This is a genomic window from Rossellomorea sp. H136, assembly GCF_056838065.1.
In genome coordinates this window covers 733486-750032 of sequence record NZ_CM166371.1, presented here as the reverse complement: position 1 = coordinate 750032, position 16547 = coordinate 733486, and the positions used below count along the sequence as shown (strand labels likewise).

General features: G+C 45.1%; 13 protein-coding genes. 6 read left to right on the top strand and 7 right to left on the bottom strand.

What is annotated here, in order from left to right; translation table 11 throughout:
- Window positions 1-5: 5 nt before the first annotated feature.
- A complete protein-coding gene (locus ACYH0O_RS03830) occupies window positions 6-608 on the bottom strand; it encodes a sugar transferase (RefSeq protein WP_482632490.1) in 603 nt (200 codons plus the stop codon).
- Window positions 609-1081: 473 nt separating this feature from the next.
- On the opposite strand from ACYH0O_RS03830, the gene ACYH0O_RS03825 reads away from it, so the two are divergent.
- The 3 genes from ACYH0O_RS03825 (at window position 1082) to ACYH0O_RS03815 (ending at window position 4872) form a co-directional block, all read left to right on the top strand.
- Window positions 1082-1927: a hypothetical protein gene (locus ACYH0O_RS03825; RefSeq protein ID WP_482631215.1), complete on the top strand. Its 846-nt coding sequence runs from the start codon at window positions 1082-1084 to the stop codon at window positions 1925-1927.
- Window positions 1928-2337: 410 nt separating this feature from the next.
- Window positions 2338-3753 (top strand): D-xylose transporter XylE, encoded by a 1416-nt coding sequence (gene xylE, locus ACYH0O_RS03820; RefSeq protein WP_482632489.1) that lies wholly within the window; start codon window positions 2338-2340, stop codon window positions 3751-3753.
- Window positions 3754-3834: 81 nt separating this feature from the next.
- Window positions 3835-4872 (top strand): aldose epimerase family protein, encoded by a 1038-nt coding sequence (locus ACYH0O_RS03815; RefSeq protein WP_482631214.1) that lies wholly within the window; start codon window positions 3835-3837, stop codon window positions 4870-4872.
- 31 nt (window positions 4873-4903) lie between these two features.
- Here ACYH0O_RS03815 and ACYH0O_RS03810 read toward each other — a convergent pair whose 3' ends face one another.
- The 3 genes from ACYH0O_RS03810 to xylA form a co-directional block, all read right to left on the bottom strand.
- Window positions 4904-5884 (bottom strand): aldo/keto reductase, encoded by a 981-nt coding sequence (locus ACYH0O_RS03810; RefSeq protein ID WP_482631213.1) that lies wholly within the window; start codon window positions 5882-5884, stop codon window positions 4904-4906.
- 89 nt (window positions 5885-5973) lie between these two features.
- Window positions 5974-7473 (bottom strand): xylulokinase, encoded by a 1500-nt coding sequence (xylB, locus tag ACYH0O_RS03805; protein WP_482631212.1) that lies wholly within the window; start codon window positions 7471-7473, stop codon window positions 5974-5976.
- 25 nt (window positions 7474-7498) lie between these two features.
- Window positions 7499-8824: a xylose isomerase gene (gene xylA / locus ACYH0O_RS03800; protein ID WP_482631211.1), complete on the bottom strand. Its 1326-nt coding sequence runs from the start codon at window positions 8822-8824 to the stop codon at window positions 7499-7501.
- A gap of 321 nt (window positions 8825-9145) precedes the next feature.
- On the opposite strand from xylA, the gene ACYH0O_RS03795 reads away from it, so the two are divergent.
- Complete coding sequence (locus tag ACYH0O_RS03795) at window positions 9146-9766, top strand: YesL family protein (RefSeq protein ID WP_482631210.1); 621 nt, start codon at window positions 9146-9148, stop codon at window positions 9764-9766.
- Between the two features lie 555 nt (window positions 9767-10321).
- Here the strand turns inward: ACYH0O_RS03795 and ACYH0O_RS03790 are convergent.
- The 3 genes from ACYH0O_RS03790 to ACYH0O_RS03780 form a co-directional block, all read right to left on the bottom strand.
- The gene (locus ACYH0O_RS03790; protein WP_482631209.1) at window positions 10322-11143 is read right to left on the bottom strand and encodes a carbohydrate ABC transporter permease; all 822 of its coding nucleotides are present in this window, start codon (window positions 11141-11143) and stop codon (window positions 10322-10324) included.
- 13 nt (window positions 11144-11156) lie between these two features.
- Entirely contained in the window at window positions 11157-12035 is an 879-nt protein-coding gene (locus tag ACYH0O_RS03785; protein WP_149154218.1) for a carbohydrate ABC transporter permease, read from the bottom strand.
- Between the two features lie 86 nt (window positions 12036-12121).
- On the bottom strand, window positions 12122-13420 hold the full coding sequence (locus ACYH0O_RS03780) for an extracellular solute-binding protein (RefSeq protein WP_482631208.1): 1299 nt from the start codon (window positions 13418-13420) through the stop codon (window positions 12122-12124).
- Between the two features lie 157 nt (window positions 13421-13577).
- Here ACYH0O_RS03780 and ACYH0O_RS03775 point away from each other — a divergent pair, with 157 nt between their 5' ends.
- Window positions 13578-14762, top strand: a complete 1185-nt coding sequence (locus ACYH0O_RS03775) for an ROK family transcriptional regulator (protein ID WP_482631207.1) — start codon at window positions 13578-13580, stop codon at window positions 14760-14762.
- Between the two features lie 30 nt (window positions 14763-14792).
- The gene (locus ACYH0O_RS03770) at window positions 14793-16403 is read left to right on the top strand and encodes a glycoside hydrolase family 43 protein (protein ID WP_482631206.1); all 1611 of its coding nucleotides are present in this window, start codon (window positions 14793-14795) and stop codon (window positions 16401-16403) included.
- Window positions 16404-16547 lie beyond the last annotated feature (144 nt).

Genomic DNA, 16547 nt, shown 5'->3' with positions numbered 1-16547 from the left:
TTATTTTATCTGGCACCTTCACCAGTCATCACGACTTTGAAAGTCAAAAGTAGTATTTTTACATCGAGGAAGAAATTTCTCTTACGAATATACTCCAAATCGTAAGCGAGCTTTTCTTCGGGGGTAATATCATATCCCCCGTTTACCTGGGCCCATCCTGTCAATCCAGGCTTGATGGCCAACCGCTTGATAAATCCTGGTGTTTTCTGATTGAAAATCTCGGTAAAGACAGGGCGTTCCGGTCTTGGGCCGATCATACTCATATCCCCTTTTAACACATTGATAAGCTGTGGGAGCTCATCGATTCTTGTCTTTCGGAGATACTTGCCGACTCTGGTCACCCGTGGGTCATTTATGCCTGCCCATCTTGGTCCATCTTTCTCGGCATCCATTTCCATAGTGCGGAGCTTTAGCAACTTAAAGTATTTCCCCTTAACTCCTACCCTCTCTTGTCGATAAAACACCGTACCTTTCGTATCCAATTTTATAGCTATAGAAAAAATAACTAGAAGCGGAAAAGCTACTACTAAACCAGCACTAGCCAGAACAATATCAAATAATCTTCGGACCATGAGATGTGTAGCAGATGACAAAGAATCGTTTTCTATAAAGAACGAATCCTCATTAATAGAATTACCTCTAACAACACTAATTTCATCGACTTTTAACGACAAAACCTTCACCTCCTAAATGGTTCTTATCGAATTTTATCGATAATTGTTCATTATAAAGAACTTCAGCTTGCATGTATATTAACAGATTTCCAGTTCATTAGAAAGAGGTTTTTTTGAATTATTTTCCTCCATTTCCAAGTAACTGTGATCAACCTGTTCTGCTACTTGAAGAATAGGTCTATGTTCCCTAAACCACATAAAATAAAACGTGACGATTGATCCAAAAGGGAAATCAAGCAAATGAAAAGTAGTTGACAACGGAATTAAAAACAAGGGTTGATTCTGGACGAAAACTATCATCTATTTTTTGGAACAATTAGTATTTTCAGAGAATAAGATGTGAAGACAAGCATTACATTTATGTGGATCCTCATGGAACAATACTAAACACAAGAAAGTAGGGACAAATGATGAATGAAGACATCTATGTAGAAAGCTTCAGCGGTGCGAATGACTCTCTTAAAATACAGGCTGCCATTGACTATGCTAGAAACAATAACGGGAAGACCGTAAAGTTGGGAAATAGAAATTATTTAATTACAGCACCAATCGTTATTAAGCAAGGCGTCAAATTAGTGTTTGATTATGGAACGCAGTTTATTGTCGAGGGGAACTTTCGGGTATTGGAAATTCAACAAAACGCCTCACTGGAAGGGGCATATATTGCTATCAATGACCCGGCATTTAATTCAGAGGTTATCTACTTAAATGGGAAATACAAATATTACAATACATGGCATCGGACCCAAATAAGAGATATTAATATTGTCAACTGGTACAGTAGTCACAAAGGTATCGGCTTGTCACTATTCTCCGGTGGTGCAGGCCATGAAATCTCTTTCGTTAACTTTGAAAATATCAAAATAGCCGGAATGAAGATCGGTTTAAAGCTGGTCGCCAACCGACCCTCTACTGGATTGGCCTGGATCAATGCGAACCGATTTCTCAGCTTGTCACTGGATGATTGTATTGAAATGATCACCATGACCAGCAGCTCTACAATCCCATATGAAATCAGTGGGAATCACTTTAAAAACCTCCAAATTCAACCCACATCCATAACAACCAGAATCATGAAAGTTACTGGACAGTTCAACTATTTTGATGGAATGATTTGGGATGTTTCAGCTATCCCGCACAACGGTCCTGTGATTGAACTGACCACTGACAGTATGGATACCACCCTCAATACTCCCTCCGTACCTAACAACCGAATTATTGATAATGGGCAGCGAAATAAGGTCAATCTTTAAAGAAAAAATGGCGTCCCAGGTACGCCATTTCTTTTGTTAAGAGAATCCTTTACATCTCCAGAATTTTTGCTAGACAACATTCTTTGAGTCATCAACTACATCAAGATAATCACTTTTTTTCCTGTAGTCCTCCAGATTACTCCCCGTCATGTCTGTCGAAAATGACGGGGAGTAGGACTTTAATTAGGTACGAAATACTTAGTTCATCCATTAGACAAACTATTATTCGTCTGCTATAATTCAGAATAATAAAGAAACTATTACTATACTAATCAAACAAAAGGCAAGGGGGGAATAACGGCAGTGTCCTCTATTATGCTCGTATTTGTAAACGCTTTATCACTCTCAACGCTAAAATGTAAGCGTTGTCGCGAGCATGTTGAAAGAAATGGGATCTGCCTCAACACATGATGACAAAGCAAAAAAGTTCACTTTATATTTTTTCTATTACGTTAGTGGCCACGCTCGGTGGTCTTCTGTTCGGGTACGATACGGCTGTCATATCAGGGGCTGAGAAATCGATTGAGGCTTATTTGATTGATGGCCTCGGCTTAAGCTCATTTATTCACGGCGCTACGATTTCCAGTGCGCTGATCGGATGTATCATCGGGGGGGTGATCTCAGGCTACTTTTCATCACGATTCGGACGTAAGAAGTCGCTGATCATTGCTTCGATCCTCTTCTTATTATCTGCTTTAGGATCTGCTTATCCGGAGTTCCTCTTCTTCTCTGCAGGAGAACCGACGATGGGATTATTGCTTGCTTTTAACCTTTACCGGATCATCGGCGGAATCGGGGTTGGCCTTGCTTCTGCCATCGTACCGATGTATATCGGGGAAATCGCACCGGCAGGGATTCGTGGACGCCTCGTTTCATTTAATCAGTTTGCGATCATATTCGGGATGCTTGTCGTTTATTTTGTCAACTGGGGAATTGCCAATGGGCATTCACTGGATTGGATCAATGATGTCGGCTGGAGATATATGTTTGCTTCAGAAGCCATTCCGGCCATATTGTTTTGCGTTTTCCTTTTCTTTGTACCGGAAACACCTCGTTACCTCTCCCTTAAGAACAAAGATGAAAGCGCATTGGAGATTTTGACGAAAATCAACGGCTCCGCGTCTGCCAAGTCGATTCTGCGGGAGATTAAGCAATCTGTGAATGTGTCGACTGAAAAGCTCTCCACCTTTGCTTATGGGAAAACCGTCATTATCATCGGAATCCTGCTTTCCGTTTTCCAACAGTTTGTCGGGATTAATGTGGCTCTTTATTATGCACCCCGAATCTTTGAAAGTATGGGGGCAGCAAAGGATGCTTCGATGATGCAGACGATCGTCATGGGCTTGGTGAATGTCGTCTTTACGGTGATTGCGATCATGACGGTCGACCGCTGGGGACGCAAACCATTGATGATCATCGGCTCAATCGGGATGGCGATCGGGATGTTCGGTGTCGCGGGGCTTGCGTTCTCGAATATCATCGGCATCAGCACGTTAATCTTTATCATTGTGTACACGGCATCCTTTATGATGTCCTGGGGTCCGATCTGCTGGGTATTGATCTCAGAAATCTTCCCGAACCGCATCCGCGGCCAGGCAGTAGCCATCGCTGTGGCAGCACAGTGGGCAGCTAATTACCTCGTCTCCTCCACGTATCCGATGATGATGGAATACAGCGGTGGGATGACGTACGGGATATACGGATTGATGAGTGTTCTTTCCGCCATCTTTGTTTGGAAGTTCGTACCTGAAACCAAAGGAAAATCCCTTGAACAAATGGAAGACCTGTGGAAAGTGCCTTCTGCAACAAAATCTAAGGCAATGTAGACTCGAATTATGTGGCATCTGTTGAAAGGCAGATGCTTCTTTTACTAGATGAAGAGAATACTATACATACGGGGTGAAAACATGAAAATCGATATAAAGGATCTTCAAAGGGATTGGAAGGAATATACCTTAAGGAACGATCATGGAATGGCTGTCAGTCTATTAAACTACGGGGGCATCATCACAAGGGTGATGGTGCCTGATCAGGACGGCACGGTTGAAAATGTGATTATCGGATATAAACAGGTTGAGGATTACGAGACGAATCCTCATTTCTTCGGGGCCTTGATCGGCCCTGTTGCCGGCCGGATCCAGGGCGCCGCCTTTGAACTGGATGGGAATGTCTATATGCTTGAAGCAAATGATGGAGAAAATCATTTGCACGGAGGCTCAAATGGATTTCATCATGTCCTCTGGGACACGGAACCCTTCCAGGATGAGGACAGTGTCGGGGTGGTTCTCTCATATTCCCGTAAGGATGGTGAGGGCGGATATCCCGGCACGATCGATGTGTCTGTCACATACCTTTTAACAAATGAAAATGAACTGGTCCTCGAGTATGAGGCAGTGACGGATCAGCCCACTCCCCTTACCTTAACCAATCATGCTTACTTTAATTTAAGCGGGAATGGAAAGGAGACGATCCATCATCATCATGTTGCAATCGACAGCCATCAATTTCTTGAGCTCGATGAAGAGTTGATCCCGACTGGTACGGTGGTGGATGCTAGGGATACCCCATTTGATTTCCGCAAGGGCCGCCGACTGAGTGACGGTATAACGGCGCGGACGGAACAAAACGACATAGCCGGTCATGGCTACGATCACTACTTCCTGTTTGACCACAGCAAGTCAGAAAGTGTCACAGTGAAAGAACAAACGAGCGGTCGCGTGCTGACCATCGATACGGATCAACCCGGCATGGTCATGTACACGGCGAATAATCTCCAACACGGACTGGAGCTTCATGAAAGCACGTCGAGAAAGCATTTGGGCGTCTGCTTCGAAACACAATACCCGCCGGCCGCTCTCCATCATGATGGCCTGCCCCCCGTCACCCTGCAGCCGAATGAACGCTATCATCAGCGCACTGTATTTACATTTTCAACTGAGAAATAAAGGAACCTCCAGCTAAAGGCTGGAGGTTCTATTAATAAGCTCCCCGAATATGGGAGTGGACCTCTTTTTCGTAAAAATCTTTCAATGTCAGCAGTTCCTCGGGAATGAATTCCTTTGCATTCAGTGCCTTAAGGTTATCCTCCACTTGCTTGACACTTCTGAAGCCCGGAATGACACTCGACACCTCTTCCTGCTGAAGGATCCACTTAATCGCGGCTCTGGTACGGTTGCCTCTCCCCTTTTCGATCCAGTTCAGCTCATCGCTCAGTTCGACCCCTTTTTTGAAGTCCAATCCGCCAAAGGTTTCCCCGACATTGAACGCTTCCCCGTTACGGTTGAAGCTGCGATGATCCTCCCTTTCGAATGTCGTGTCTTTTGTAAACTTACCTGTTAATAGTCCGCTTGCCAACGGCACACGTGCAAGGATCCCGACCTTCTTTTTCTTCGCCATCGGAAACAGCTTTTCCAATGGTTTTTGTCTTAACAGATTGAAGATGACCTGCAGGGAGCTTGCCTTTGTATGCTCGAGACAGAAGATGCCTTCTTCTACTGTTTCGACGCTCACACCGTAGTAACGGATTTTGCCTTCTTCCTTCAGCCTTTCCAGAACCTCGAATACGCTGCCATCCTTTAGAATTTCCATTGGCGGACAATGAATCTGGTACAGATCGATTGCTTCCCTGTCCAGTCTTCTTAAGCTGTTCTCGCAGAATGCCCCCACGCTTTCCATTGAATAGGTCCGAGGGTCATGGATATCGGCACTGCGGCAAAATTTCGTCGCGATCTGGATCGATGCCTTCCCTTTAACCGATTTTGCAAGCAGTTCTTCACTATGACCGTCCCCATATACATCTGCCGTATCAAAGAAGTTCACCCCTGCATCCATCGCCTTGTCCAATGCCTTCAGTGCTTCCCCGTCATCCAGCTTGCCCCAGGCACCCCCGATGGCCCATGTCCCAAAACTTAATTCACTTATGTTCAGATCCGTGTTACCGAGCTGATTATATTTCAATGCTTCTCTCTCCTTCCCTTCAGACGAGAAAGGCTGCCTCCAGAAGCAGTGGTATCTCTCTTCGGAAACAGCCTTATCATCGGACGGTATTATTTTCGATAGTTTACCAGTTTTTCATTTAACGATTTTGTTTGCCCGTATACTTCCTGATAGAGATTGAACAATTCCTTATACATCTCTGCGTTGTCCGCATTCGGTATGAACTCTTTCTCTACTTTCAGAAACTCATCGGCACATTCCTTCAGGGAATCGAACCAGCCGCATCCATAGGCCGCTAACATCGCTGCTCCCATTCCCGGCCCCTGCTCACTCGAGAGCTTCACGATTCTGGCGTTGAAGATATCCGCCTGCATCTGCAGCCAGTCTTCATTCTTCGTCCCGCCTCCAGTGGAGACAATCGTCTCGATCTGCTTGCCGCTGCCTCGGAAGATCGCCAAGGATTCATTTAATGAAAAGGTGATGCCTTCCATGACTGCCCGTACAAAGTCCTTCCGTTCATGGGAGCTGTCCATGCCGATAAAGCTCGCCCGAATCGCAGCATCTGCATGAGGGGTCCGTTCCCCCGCCACATACGGTGTAAACAGCAAACCGTTAGACCCGGGAGGCACGGTTCCTGCCTCCTTCACCAATTCCTCAAAGCTCTCATCCTTGGCAAACACATTCCTGAACCAGCTCAGGCTGTAACCTGCTGCAAGGGTGACGCCCATCGTATAATAAGCTTCCGGGGCCCCGTGATTAAAGTAATGGACCTTCCCCTCGAAATCCTTATCATTGCCGGATTCATAGGATAGCACAACCCCTGATGTCCCGATGCTGCATAGAGTCTTGCCTTCTTCTAATATTCCGGAGCCGATTGCGCCGCACGCATTATCCGCTCCCCCTGCAAATACTTGGGTGGAAGTGGATAGACCAGTCGATTCAGCGATTTCAGGGCTTATGCTGCCCGTCTTCTCATAGGAATCGACCAATCGCGGACAAAGCGCGGGGTCAATTCCCAGAAGGTCGCAGATTTCTTTGCTCCATACTTTTTCCCCGATATCCAACAGCAGAGTTCCTGCTGCATCGGAATAGTCCATATGCAGCTTCCCCGTCAACTTGTAGCGGAGATAATCTTTCGGTAACACAAAGGTTTTCGCCTTTTCATAGATTTCCGGCTCATGCTCCTTCACCCAAAGGAGCTTTGGAAGCGTAAAGCCTTCCAATGCAGGATTTTTCGTAATCGAGAGCAAGCGTTCTTCTCCGATGACATCGTATATCTGTCTGCATTGGGCGCTCGTCCGGGTATCGTTCCAGAGGATGGCATTGCGAAGCACTTCATTGTTCTCATCAAGGAGTACAAGTCCATGCATTTGGCCGGAAAAGCTGATGCCTTCGATATCTTCCGTATCGCCTTGAAAGCCTTGCAGGAGATCAGACAGTCCTGCAACAGTCTGATCCACCCATGCTTTCGGGTCCTGTTCGCTGTAACCCGTTCTTTCTTGGATTAGCGCGTAATCCTTTGATATCTCCTGAACGACTTCCCCGGTTTCATTCACCAGCAGGATTTTCACTGCACTTGTTCCCAGATCGACACCAATTACGTATTTCATCACTACACCTCTTCTACGTTAAACCTTATTCTCCAGCGTATGCTTTCAGTAGATATTGATTGATGGTTGCCTTGATCTTCTCAAGCCGGCCTGATTGGTGCTTCACTTCGGTTAAGCCCAGCGCATGCTCTTCAAGCTTTCGGAAGTCTGAATTACCTTCCACGATTTCAAGACCGATGCCTTCTGTGTAGCTCTTATAACGATTTTCAACCACACCATCAAGTACGTTATCATCAATCAGCTTCTGAGCAACCTTGAGCCCGACTGCGAAACTGTCCATTCCGGCGATATGTGCGTGGAATAAATCCTCCGGCTCGAAAGAACCTCTTCTCACCTTCGCGTCGAAGTTCAATCCGCCGCGGCCAAGGCCTCCATTTTGAAGAATTTCATACATTGCAAGAGTGGTAGAATACAAGTCTGTCGGAAATTCGTCTGTATCCCAGCCAAGTAACGGATCGCCCTGGTTGGCATCCACTGAACCGAGCATGTTGTTCACACGTGCATAGCGCAGTTCATGCTCGAATGTATGTCCCGCCAATGTCGCGTGATTCGCTTCGATATTGAACTTGAAGTGGTCCTGCAGTCCGTAATTCTGAAGGAACGCAAAGCCTGTCGCCACATCGAAATCATACTGGTGAGTCGTTGGCTCTTTCGGTTTTGGCTCGATGAGGAATTGTGCATCAAAGCCGATTTCCTTCGCATAATCAACAGCCATATGAAGGAAGCGTCCCAGATTATCCATCTCAAGCTTCATGTCTGTATTAAGAAGGGTTTCGTAACCTTCACGTCCGCCCCAGAATACATAGTTTTCTGCCCCTAATTCCTTCCCGACTTCCAATCCTTTCTTCACTTTCGCTGCAGAGTAGGCGAAGATGTCTGCGCTATTGGAAGTCGCAGCACCATGGATAAAGCGGGGATGCGTGAAATTGTTCGCTGTGTTCCAAAGTAATTTCGTTTTGCTGTCTTTCATGTAGTCCTTTATCATGCTTACGATTGTATCAAGATTTTGATTCGTTTCTTTTAAGCTGCTTCCTTCCGGGGCAATATCGACATCGTGGAAACAGAAGAATGGTACATCAAGCTTTTCAAAGAATTCGAAAGCCGCTTCTACACGTGCCTTTGCCAAATCCATTCCCGTATATTGGTCCCATGAGCGGATCATTGTACCGCTTCCGAATGGATCGGAGCCGTCCATCGTGAAGGTATGCCAGTAAGCCACACCAAAACGCAGGATTTCCTCCATTGTTTTGCCACCGATTTCTTCCTTTGGATTATAAAATTTAAACGCAAATGGATTGGTTGATGTTGAACCTTCGTAGTTAATTTTGTCGATGTTCTTAAAATAAGCCATTGATCGTTCCTCCTAAAATTTTATAATGAAGTGCTTCAACTTCCGGCTCACCGCCCATCCGGATGAGCGATAATGAATCGGATTTTCCATACTGCCACTCGAAACGTGATCAGCTTTTATAACAGGTTCTTTATATACGGACGAACCGATTGGCCGCCTGCAATATTAATAAATGTAAATGCTTACAACGTCATTATAGCAACATAGTGTTAGTTTGTCTATTGAATAAACTAAGTTTTTATAAACTACTGTCAAACAAGCCGCGATACCGTATAATAGTTCATGATTGCGCATACAACTTACTCATCGATGGAGGTGGTTATGTCCATGAACACGTTAAACAGTGCGATCTACAGCATCTTTGAATGGATCACGCGTTTCGCTTTCATAAATATTTTATGGGTACTCTTTACCTTGGCAGGAGGCATCCTGTTCGGCTTCTTTCCTTCTACGGTGGCCATGTTCGCGATTGTACGGGATTGGTTAAGGGGAAATACAGAGGAACCGGTATTCAGCGCCTTCTTGACTTATTACAAAAGAGAATTCTGGAAGAGCAACCGCTTAGGAATCGTCATCATTGCGACCGCACTCCTGATCGGCCTCGATATTTGGTATATCCAAATGGATCTCCGTGAACTGTTCACTTGGACCCATATTCCGCTATTCACCTTTATGCTGCTCTTTCTATTCTTCTCCTTTTATCTGTTACCGGCCTTTGTGCATTTCGATTTGAGCGTGCGGCGACTGCTCAAACAAGCGTTTCTGATCATGCTGATCCATCCGCTCCATACGCTGTTGATGCTGATTTGTCTCGGTTCCCTTTTCTTTATCATGTACTTGGTACCGGCTATTGCGTTTATGTTCGGCGGCAGCGCTTATGCCTTTATCACCACATGGCTCAGTCTGCATGCATTCAAACGGATCCAGAGGAAACAGTTATAATAAGAGGCTCTTTTTCGTAAGTTTGGTGCTTTTCAATTAGCGAGTGCTAGTTGATTTCCACTCCAGGATGCTCGCTTTCCGCGGGGCGTGAGTTGAGCCTCCTCGGGCTAAAGCCCTGTGGGGTCTCCAACTTTCCCGCTATTCCCGCAGGAGTCGAGCACCTTCCGTTTCAATCAACTTTCTAAGTGTTGAGCGATCAATGTTAGCTTTTATGGTAGATATCCTCCTCATTCGATTGCCTTATGTCACTGCTGAACTCTGTCACGCAATCGCGTTTAGGTGGTGAGGGGAACTTGCTCAGACTCCGGCGGATATTGGTCGTTCCGAGCCCCTGTCGACTAAGCCACGCTGGCTTTCAAGAGGTGCGGTTCCCCTTGGCAGATCTTATGTTACAAAACAACAATCTTTGTGAAAAGAGCGTAAAAAAATCACTTTTCTCTTTATCATTGAACTCCGTTTACACGAATGGTTGATTTTCCTAGTTCCAAAGCAGGAATCAACAACAGTGTTAATCAGAGGCAATTGAATATAAGAAGAAGTGATTTTTTTCATTGCTTATCCTTTTACCGCACTTGAAGAGATCCCTTCCACAACTTTATTACTGAAGAAGAGGAATGCCAGCAGGATCGGCAGCACACTGATAATAAGCGTGGCACCAATGGCTCCCCAGTCGGTCATATATTGTCCGATAAAATTCTGGATCCCGACGGTAAGGGTTTTGTATTCGTCGGAGCTGATAAATGTGTTCACAAAGACAAACTCATTCCAATTGTAGATCATATTGATAATAACTGTCGTCGACATGATCGGGATCGTCATCGGCAGGATGATTTTGAAAAACATCCGATGAACCGAACATCCGTCCATAATCGCGGCCTCTTCTATTTCCCGCGGCAAGGTGTAATAGAAGCCAAGCAAAATCATCATCGTAATCGGCAGGTTATAGGCCGTATACGTAATGACGATCGACCATGGATTATCAATTAAATTTACATTTAAGAACATGCTGAATAGCGGGATGATGGCTGAATGAATCGGAATCATCAACCCTACCATAAACAATCCCAATACCAGTTTACTTAGCTTCCACTGCATTCTGGTGATGACGAATGTCGCCATGCTTGCAAATAATACCGTTAAGATGATCGCTACACCTGTAATCCAGATACTGTTCCAAAAGTAAATCCCGATTCCGCCTTCCCATACCTTCGCATAATTCTCCCATCTGAATTCAGAAGGCAGAGAAAAAGGAGATTTCGAGAAGATATCCTGGTTATCCTTTAATGAAAACAGGAACAGCCAAATGACTGGGAATATCTGAAAGACCGCGACAATGGCTAAACAAAGATAGAGAATAAAGTAACCCGTACGCTTCATAGTCTTACCCCCTTTAATATTGAATTTCTTCTTTAGTCGCTGTAACTTTGCGGACGATGACGGTCACGATTAATGTAATGATCAACAGCAGGAAGCCGATAGCGCTTCCGTATCCAAAGTCATTACTTGAAAAAGCCAGTTTATACATATAGGAAGCCATTACCTCACTTGCCCCATTCGGCCCACCGCCGGTCATGACATAAATCAGATCAAAATATTTCAGTGATCCAACAACCGCCAGCACAATGGTCACTTTCACGACTCCCATTATTAAAGGCAGCTTGATTTTGTAGGCAATTTGAAGAGGTGTCGCCCCATCGATTTTTGCCGCTTCCACCAGGGATTCCGGGATATTCTTCAAGGCAGCATAGTATATCAAGATGTAAAAACCCGCATATTGCCATAGAATCGGAATGAAGATGGCATACAATACAACGGATGGCTCTGCAAGCCACGCGGGCGGATCATCAACCCCGATCGCCATCAGTATGCTGTTGAGCATCCCGTTCGACGGATTGAAAACCTTGATCCACAACTGGGCGATAGCGACGGATGACAGGAGCATCGGAATCAAATAGATCTTCCTTAATAGATCGGCCCCTTTTATTTTTGATGCCAATATTAACGAGATTGCCAGATAAATAATCAGACTAAGTGTTGAAAATACAGCAAGTAAAAAGGAATGAAGTGCACTATCCCAGAACTTCTCATCAGAAATCGCATGGATATAATTATCAAGCCCTATGAACTCCATCTCCCCGATGCCATCCCAGTCCATCAAACCGTAGTACGCAGTCAGGATTAATGGGATGAAGATGAATACACCGATCAAAAGGAGTGCAGGGAGAACGTAACAGGCGATAATCCACTTGTTAGACATTACTTTATTCATAACATTCAACCCCATATTTAAAAATAGAAAAGGACAATCCAGCTTATGGGTATGTCCTTTTCTTTAATTGATCATCAGAAACTCTATTATTCTTCCGAAAGTGCCTTTTCATGTTCTTTTGCAAATTCCTCCGGTGTAACTTCTTTACCAAAGAGCGATTGGATCATATCCAAGTGAACCTGTGCAACATCTGCGCTCATTTGAACGTCTGCGAATAATGTAATATTGCTGGCGTTGTTTAGATCATCCAATACGTCAACATACATATCCGGAAGATCCAATGATTCAGCATCGACCTTCGTGGCAGGAATGACCCCGGCATCTGTCACCGACTTCTCTCCCCATTCCTGTACGAAGAAGGAGGCAAATTCTTTCGCTTCTTCCTTCACATCTGAGTCTTCCGCAACGAATAGCCCTACCCCTGGACCACCGACAAAGCTGTTCATATCCCCATTTCCATCAACCGTCGGGAAGTTGAAGTATCCGACAGAGTCCCTGAATTCCTGTGGAACATCTTCATTGGTTGTGTAGTTTGGCAGATCCCATGTCGCAATCAAGTACATGGCAGCCTGTTCGTTCATAAACATGCTCTTCGCTTCTTCATCTGAGAGACCATTGAATCCTTTGACAAAAGCGTCCATACTAACTAAATCCTGTACTTTTTCCGCAGCTGAAACAAGTGCAGGGTCTTCGAACGAACCAGATCGGTTGATCGCATTCGTCAAAACGTCTCCCCCGCCTATCCGATCCGCCAGGTACATATACCATAACGATCCGGTCCAGCGATCCTTGTTTCCAAGAGCGATTGGTGCTACATCATTTTTCTTCAATGTCTTCACGACATTTTCCAATTCTTCATATGTTTTCGGTGCTTCTAAGTTATATTTATCGAAAATCGCTTTATTGTAGAAAACCGTGGCAATGTTCAATTCAAGGGGCAGTCCGTATGTACTTCCATCGACCGCATACGCTTCTGCCGTGCCTGAGACGAATTTGTCCTTTAGATCCCCTTCAAGCAAATCATCTAAAGGTGCAAACTTCTCCCCGCTTACATACGGATCCAGGAATCCTGCAGCCCATGTCATCCCCACATCCGGTAATTCATTCGAAGTTGATAGTACTTTAAGCTTATCTTTATACTGTTCATTACTCAGCACCTCAAGGTCCACTTTCACATCGGGATGATCACTTTCAAAATCCTTGATGATTCCGCTTACAATTTCATTGTGCTGCTTCGAGCTTCCTTCAGGCCAAAGATGCATGAACTCGATTGTTTTCTCATCTCCGGACCCATTGGCTTTCTCATCTGAACCAGAACAGCCGGTGATCAGTAACAGAGAGGAAAAAAGAGTGAAGACTGTTGTAACCGCTTTCTTATTTCTCAAACTAAATACCCCCAATATTCGTTTTTTTGAAACCAGATATGTTACTGATTTTAGATTACCACCGAAAACAATGTTTGTCTAGTGGATAAACTAAGTTTATAATAGAATTAGAAAATGGTACACTAAAGGAAAAATTGAGAAAGAATGGAGCTTCCAAATGAAAATGTCACAAACCTACAATCAGCATGTTGTCAAAAAAGGCAACAAGTCATTAGTCTTACAAACCATTCAGGAATTCACCCCTATCTCAAGAGCAGACATTGCCAATAAAACAGGGCTGAACAAAGGAACGGTCTCCTCCCAGGTAAGTGAGCTCCTTAACGAAAACCTGATCCTCGAGTCCGGTCCCGGAGTCTCAAGCGGCGGTAGAAGACCCGTCATGCTGTTATTCAACCATCTAGCCGGATACTCCATCGGGGTCGATATTGGTGTGAACTATATTCTCGGAATCCTGACGGACCTGCAGGGTAACATCAGGAATGAAAAACTGATTAAATTTCATGATTTAACGTATGAAGAAATAAAGGACGAACTGTTTACCATTGTCGATTCTCTTATTGAGTCAATGCCTGAAAGCCCCTATGGATTGGTAGGAATCGGAATCGGAGTGCCGGGAACTGTCAGCACAGACGGAGAGATTCTCCTCGCCCCAAATTTAAATTGGAAGAATATCAACCTTAGAAAGACAATGGAAGCCAAATATAACGTTGCCGTTCAAATCGAGAACGAAGCAAACGCGGGGGCTTACGGCGAGAAGAAGTTCGGTGCAGGTAAAGATTCCACCAATATCATTTATGTCAGTGTCGGGATCGGAATCGGCGTCGGCCTTATTTTAAACGGTCAACTCTATAAAGGAAATAACGGTTTTTCCGGAGAACTTGGCCACATGACCATTGAAGTCGATGGTCCGGAATGCCGATGCGGAAACCAGGGCTGCTGGGAATTATATGCTTCGGAAAAAGCACTCGTCCATTCTGCCACAGAGCACGGCATCCAGCCCGAAAACGGCCAGACGCTTTCTCTTGAAAGCTTGAATGAACTTGCTGAAAACGGGGATGCAAATGTCATTCGTATATTCGAAGGAATCGGCGGATACCTGGGAATCGGGATCAATAACATCATCAATATCTTCAATCCTGAACAAGTCATCATCGGAAATCGCCTGGCATCGTGCTCTAAATGGCTGGAAGAGCCATTAAAGAAGAAACAAGGTCAGACTCTGTTTACGCATCAGAAAGATTTGAGCATCGATTTTTCACAGTTATCCACTCATGCCACTGCACTGGGCGTGGCTGCTTATGCAAGTGAAAACTTCTTGACCATCGATATCCAGGAAGTGTAAATCTATTTTCTATAGGAGAGGTGTAGAACAATGACAACGATTCAAAACCCGATTTTACCAGGCTTCAATCCTGACCCAAGTATTTGCCGTGCAGGAGAGGATTATTACATTGCCGTTTCTACCTTCGAATGGTTCCCGGGAGTCGGGATCTACCACTCAAAGGACTTAAAAAATTGGCGACTCGTGTCCCGTCCCCTGAACCGCATCAGTCAATTGAACATGTTGGGCAACCCCGATTCAGGCGGGATTTGGGCCCCTGCCCTTTCTTATCGTGATGGCAGGTTCTGGCTGATCTACACCGATGTGAAAGTTGTCGAAGGACAGTGGAAGGACAGCCATAATTACCTCGTTACCTGCGAAACCATTGACGGCGAGTGGTCTGAACCGATCCATTTGAACAGCTCAGGCTTCGACCCTTCATTATTTCATGATGAAGATGGCAGGAAGTATCTCGTCAATATGCTCTGGGATCACCGCGTCGGCAATCACAACTTCTACGGCATCGTCATGCAGGAATACAGTGTGAGCGAACGAAAGCTGATCGGCAAAAAAGAAATCATTTTCAAAGGCACGGATATCAAGCTGACGGAAGCACCTCATCTGTACAAAATAAACGGCTATTACTACCTTCTCACAGCAGAAGGAGGAACGAAATACGATCATCAGGCCACCATCGCCCGCTCGAAGGACCTATGGGGACCATATGAAGTGCATCCTGACAATCCATTAATCACGTCGTTCCCGTATCCAAGAAACCCGCTGCAAAAAGCCGGACACGCTTCCATCGTTCAGACCCATACGGATGAATGGTTCCTTGTCCATTTAACAGGACGCCCGCTGCCGCAGGAAAATCAACCGCTCTTAGACCCACGCGGTTTTTGCCCCCTCGGTCGGGAAACCGCCATCCAGCGTCTTGAATGGAAGAATGATTGGCCTTACGTCACAGGAGGCAACCAGCCGTCAGTAGAAATCCAGGGACCTGCTGTTGAAGAAGTTCCATGGGAAAGAGATATTGAGGAGAAGGATGACTTTAATAGTGACTCTCTGAATCTTCACTTCCAATCCCTGCGCATTCCATTGGGTGAAGACATCGTTTCATTAAAGGATAATCCTGGACACCTCCGTCTATATGGCAGAGAATCGTTATCTTCTAAATTCACACAGGCACATATCGCAAGACGTTGGCAGCATTTCAACTTCACTGCCGAAACCAAGGTCGCCTTTAATCCGGACACTTTCCAGCAGGCAGCCGGACTAGTAAACTACTACAATACGCAAAACTGGTCTGCCCTGCAAATCACCTGGCATGAAGAACACGGCCGGATTCTCGATCTGACCGTCTGTGACAACTTCACCTTCAGCCAGTTGCTGAAAGATGACCCGATCGTCATCCCGGAAGACGTCGGATCTGTCTACTTACGTGTAAATGTAAGCACTGCCATCTATGAATATTCCTACTCCTTTGACGGAGAAAACTGGACAAAGATCCCTGTTAAGCTGGATTCTCACAAACTATCAGACGATTACATCCAGGGAGGCGGCTTCTTTACAGGAGCCTTCGTCGGAATGCAATGCCAGGACACTTCCGGACAGAAATTGCATGCTGATTTTGATTACTTTGTCTATAAGGAAGGGAATTAATCCTACTCGTAATCATAGTTGATCCTCCATTCAGGTTCCATGTTCAATACGTTTAGATCAAAAGAAAACAAAAGGTCCGTCCCTCACCACGGTAAAACTTTACCGCAATGAGGGACGGACCTTTCTTTTATTCTTTTATCATTG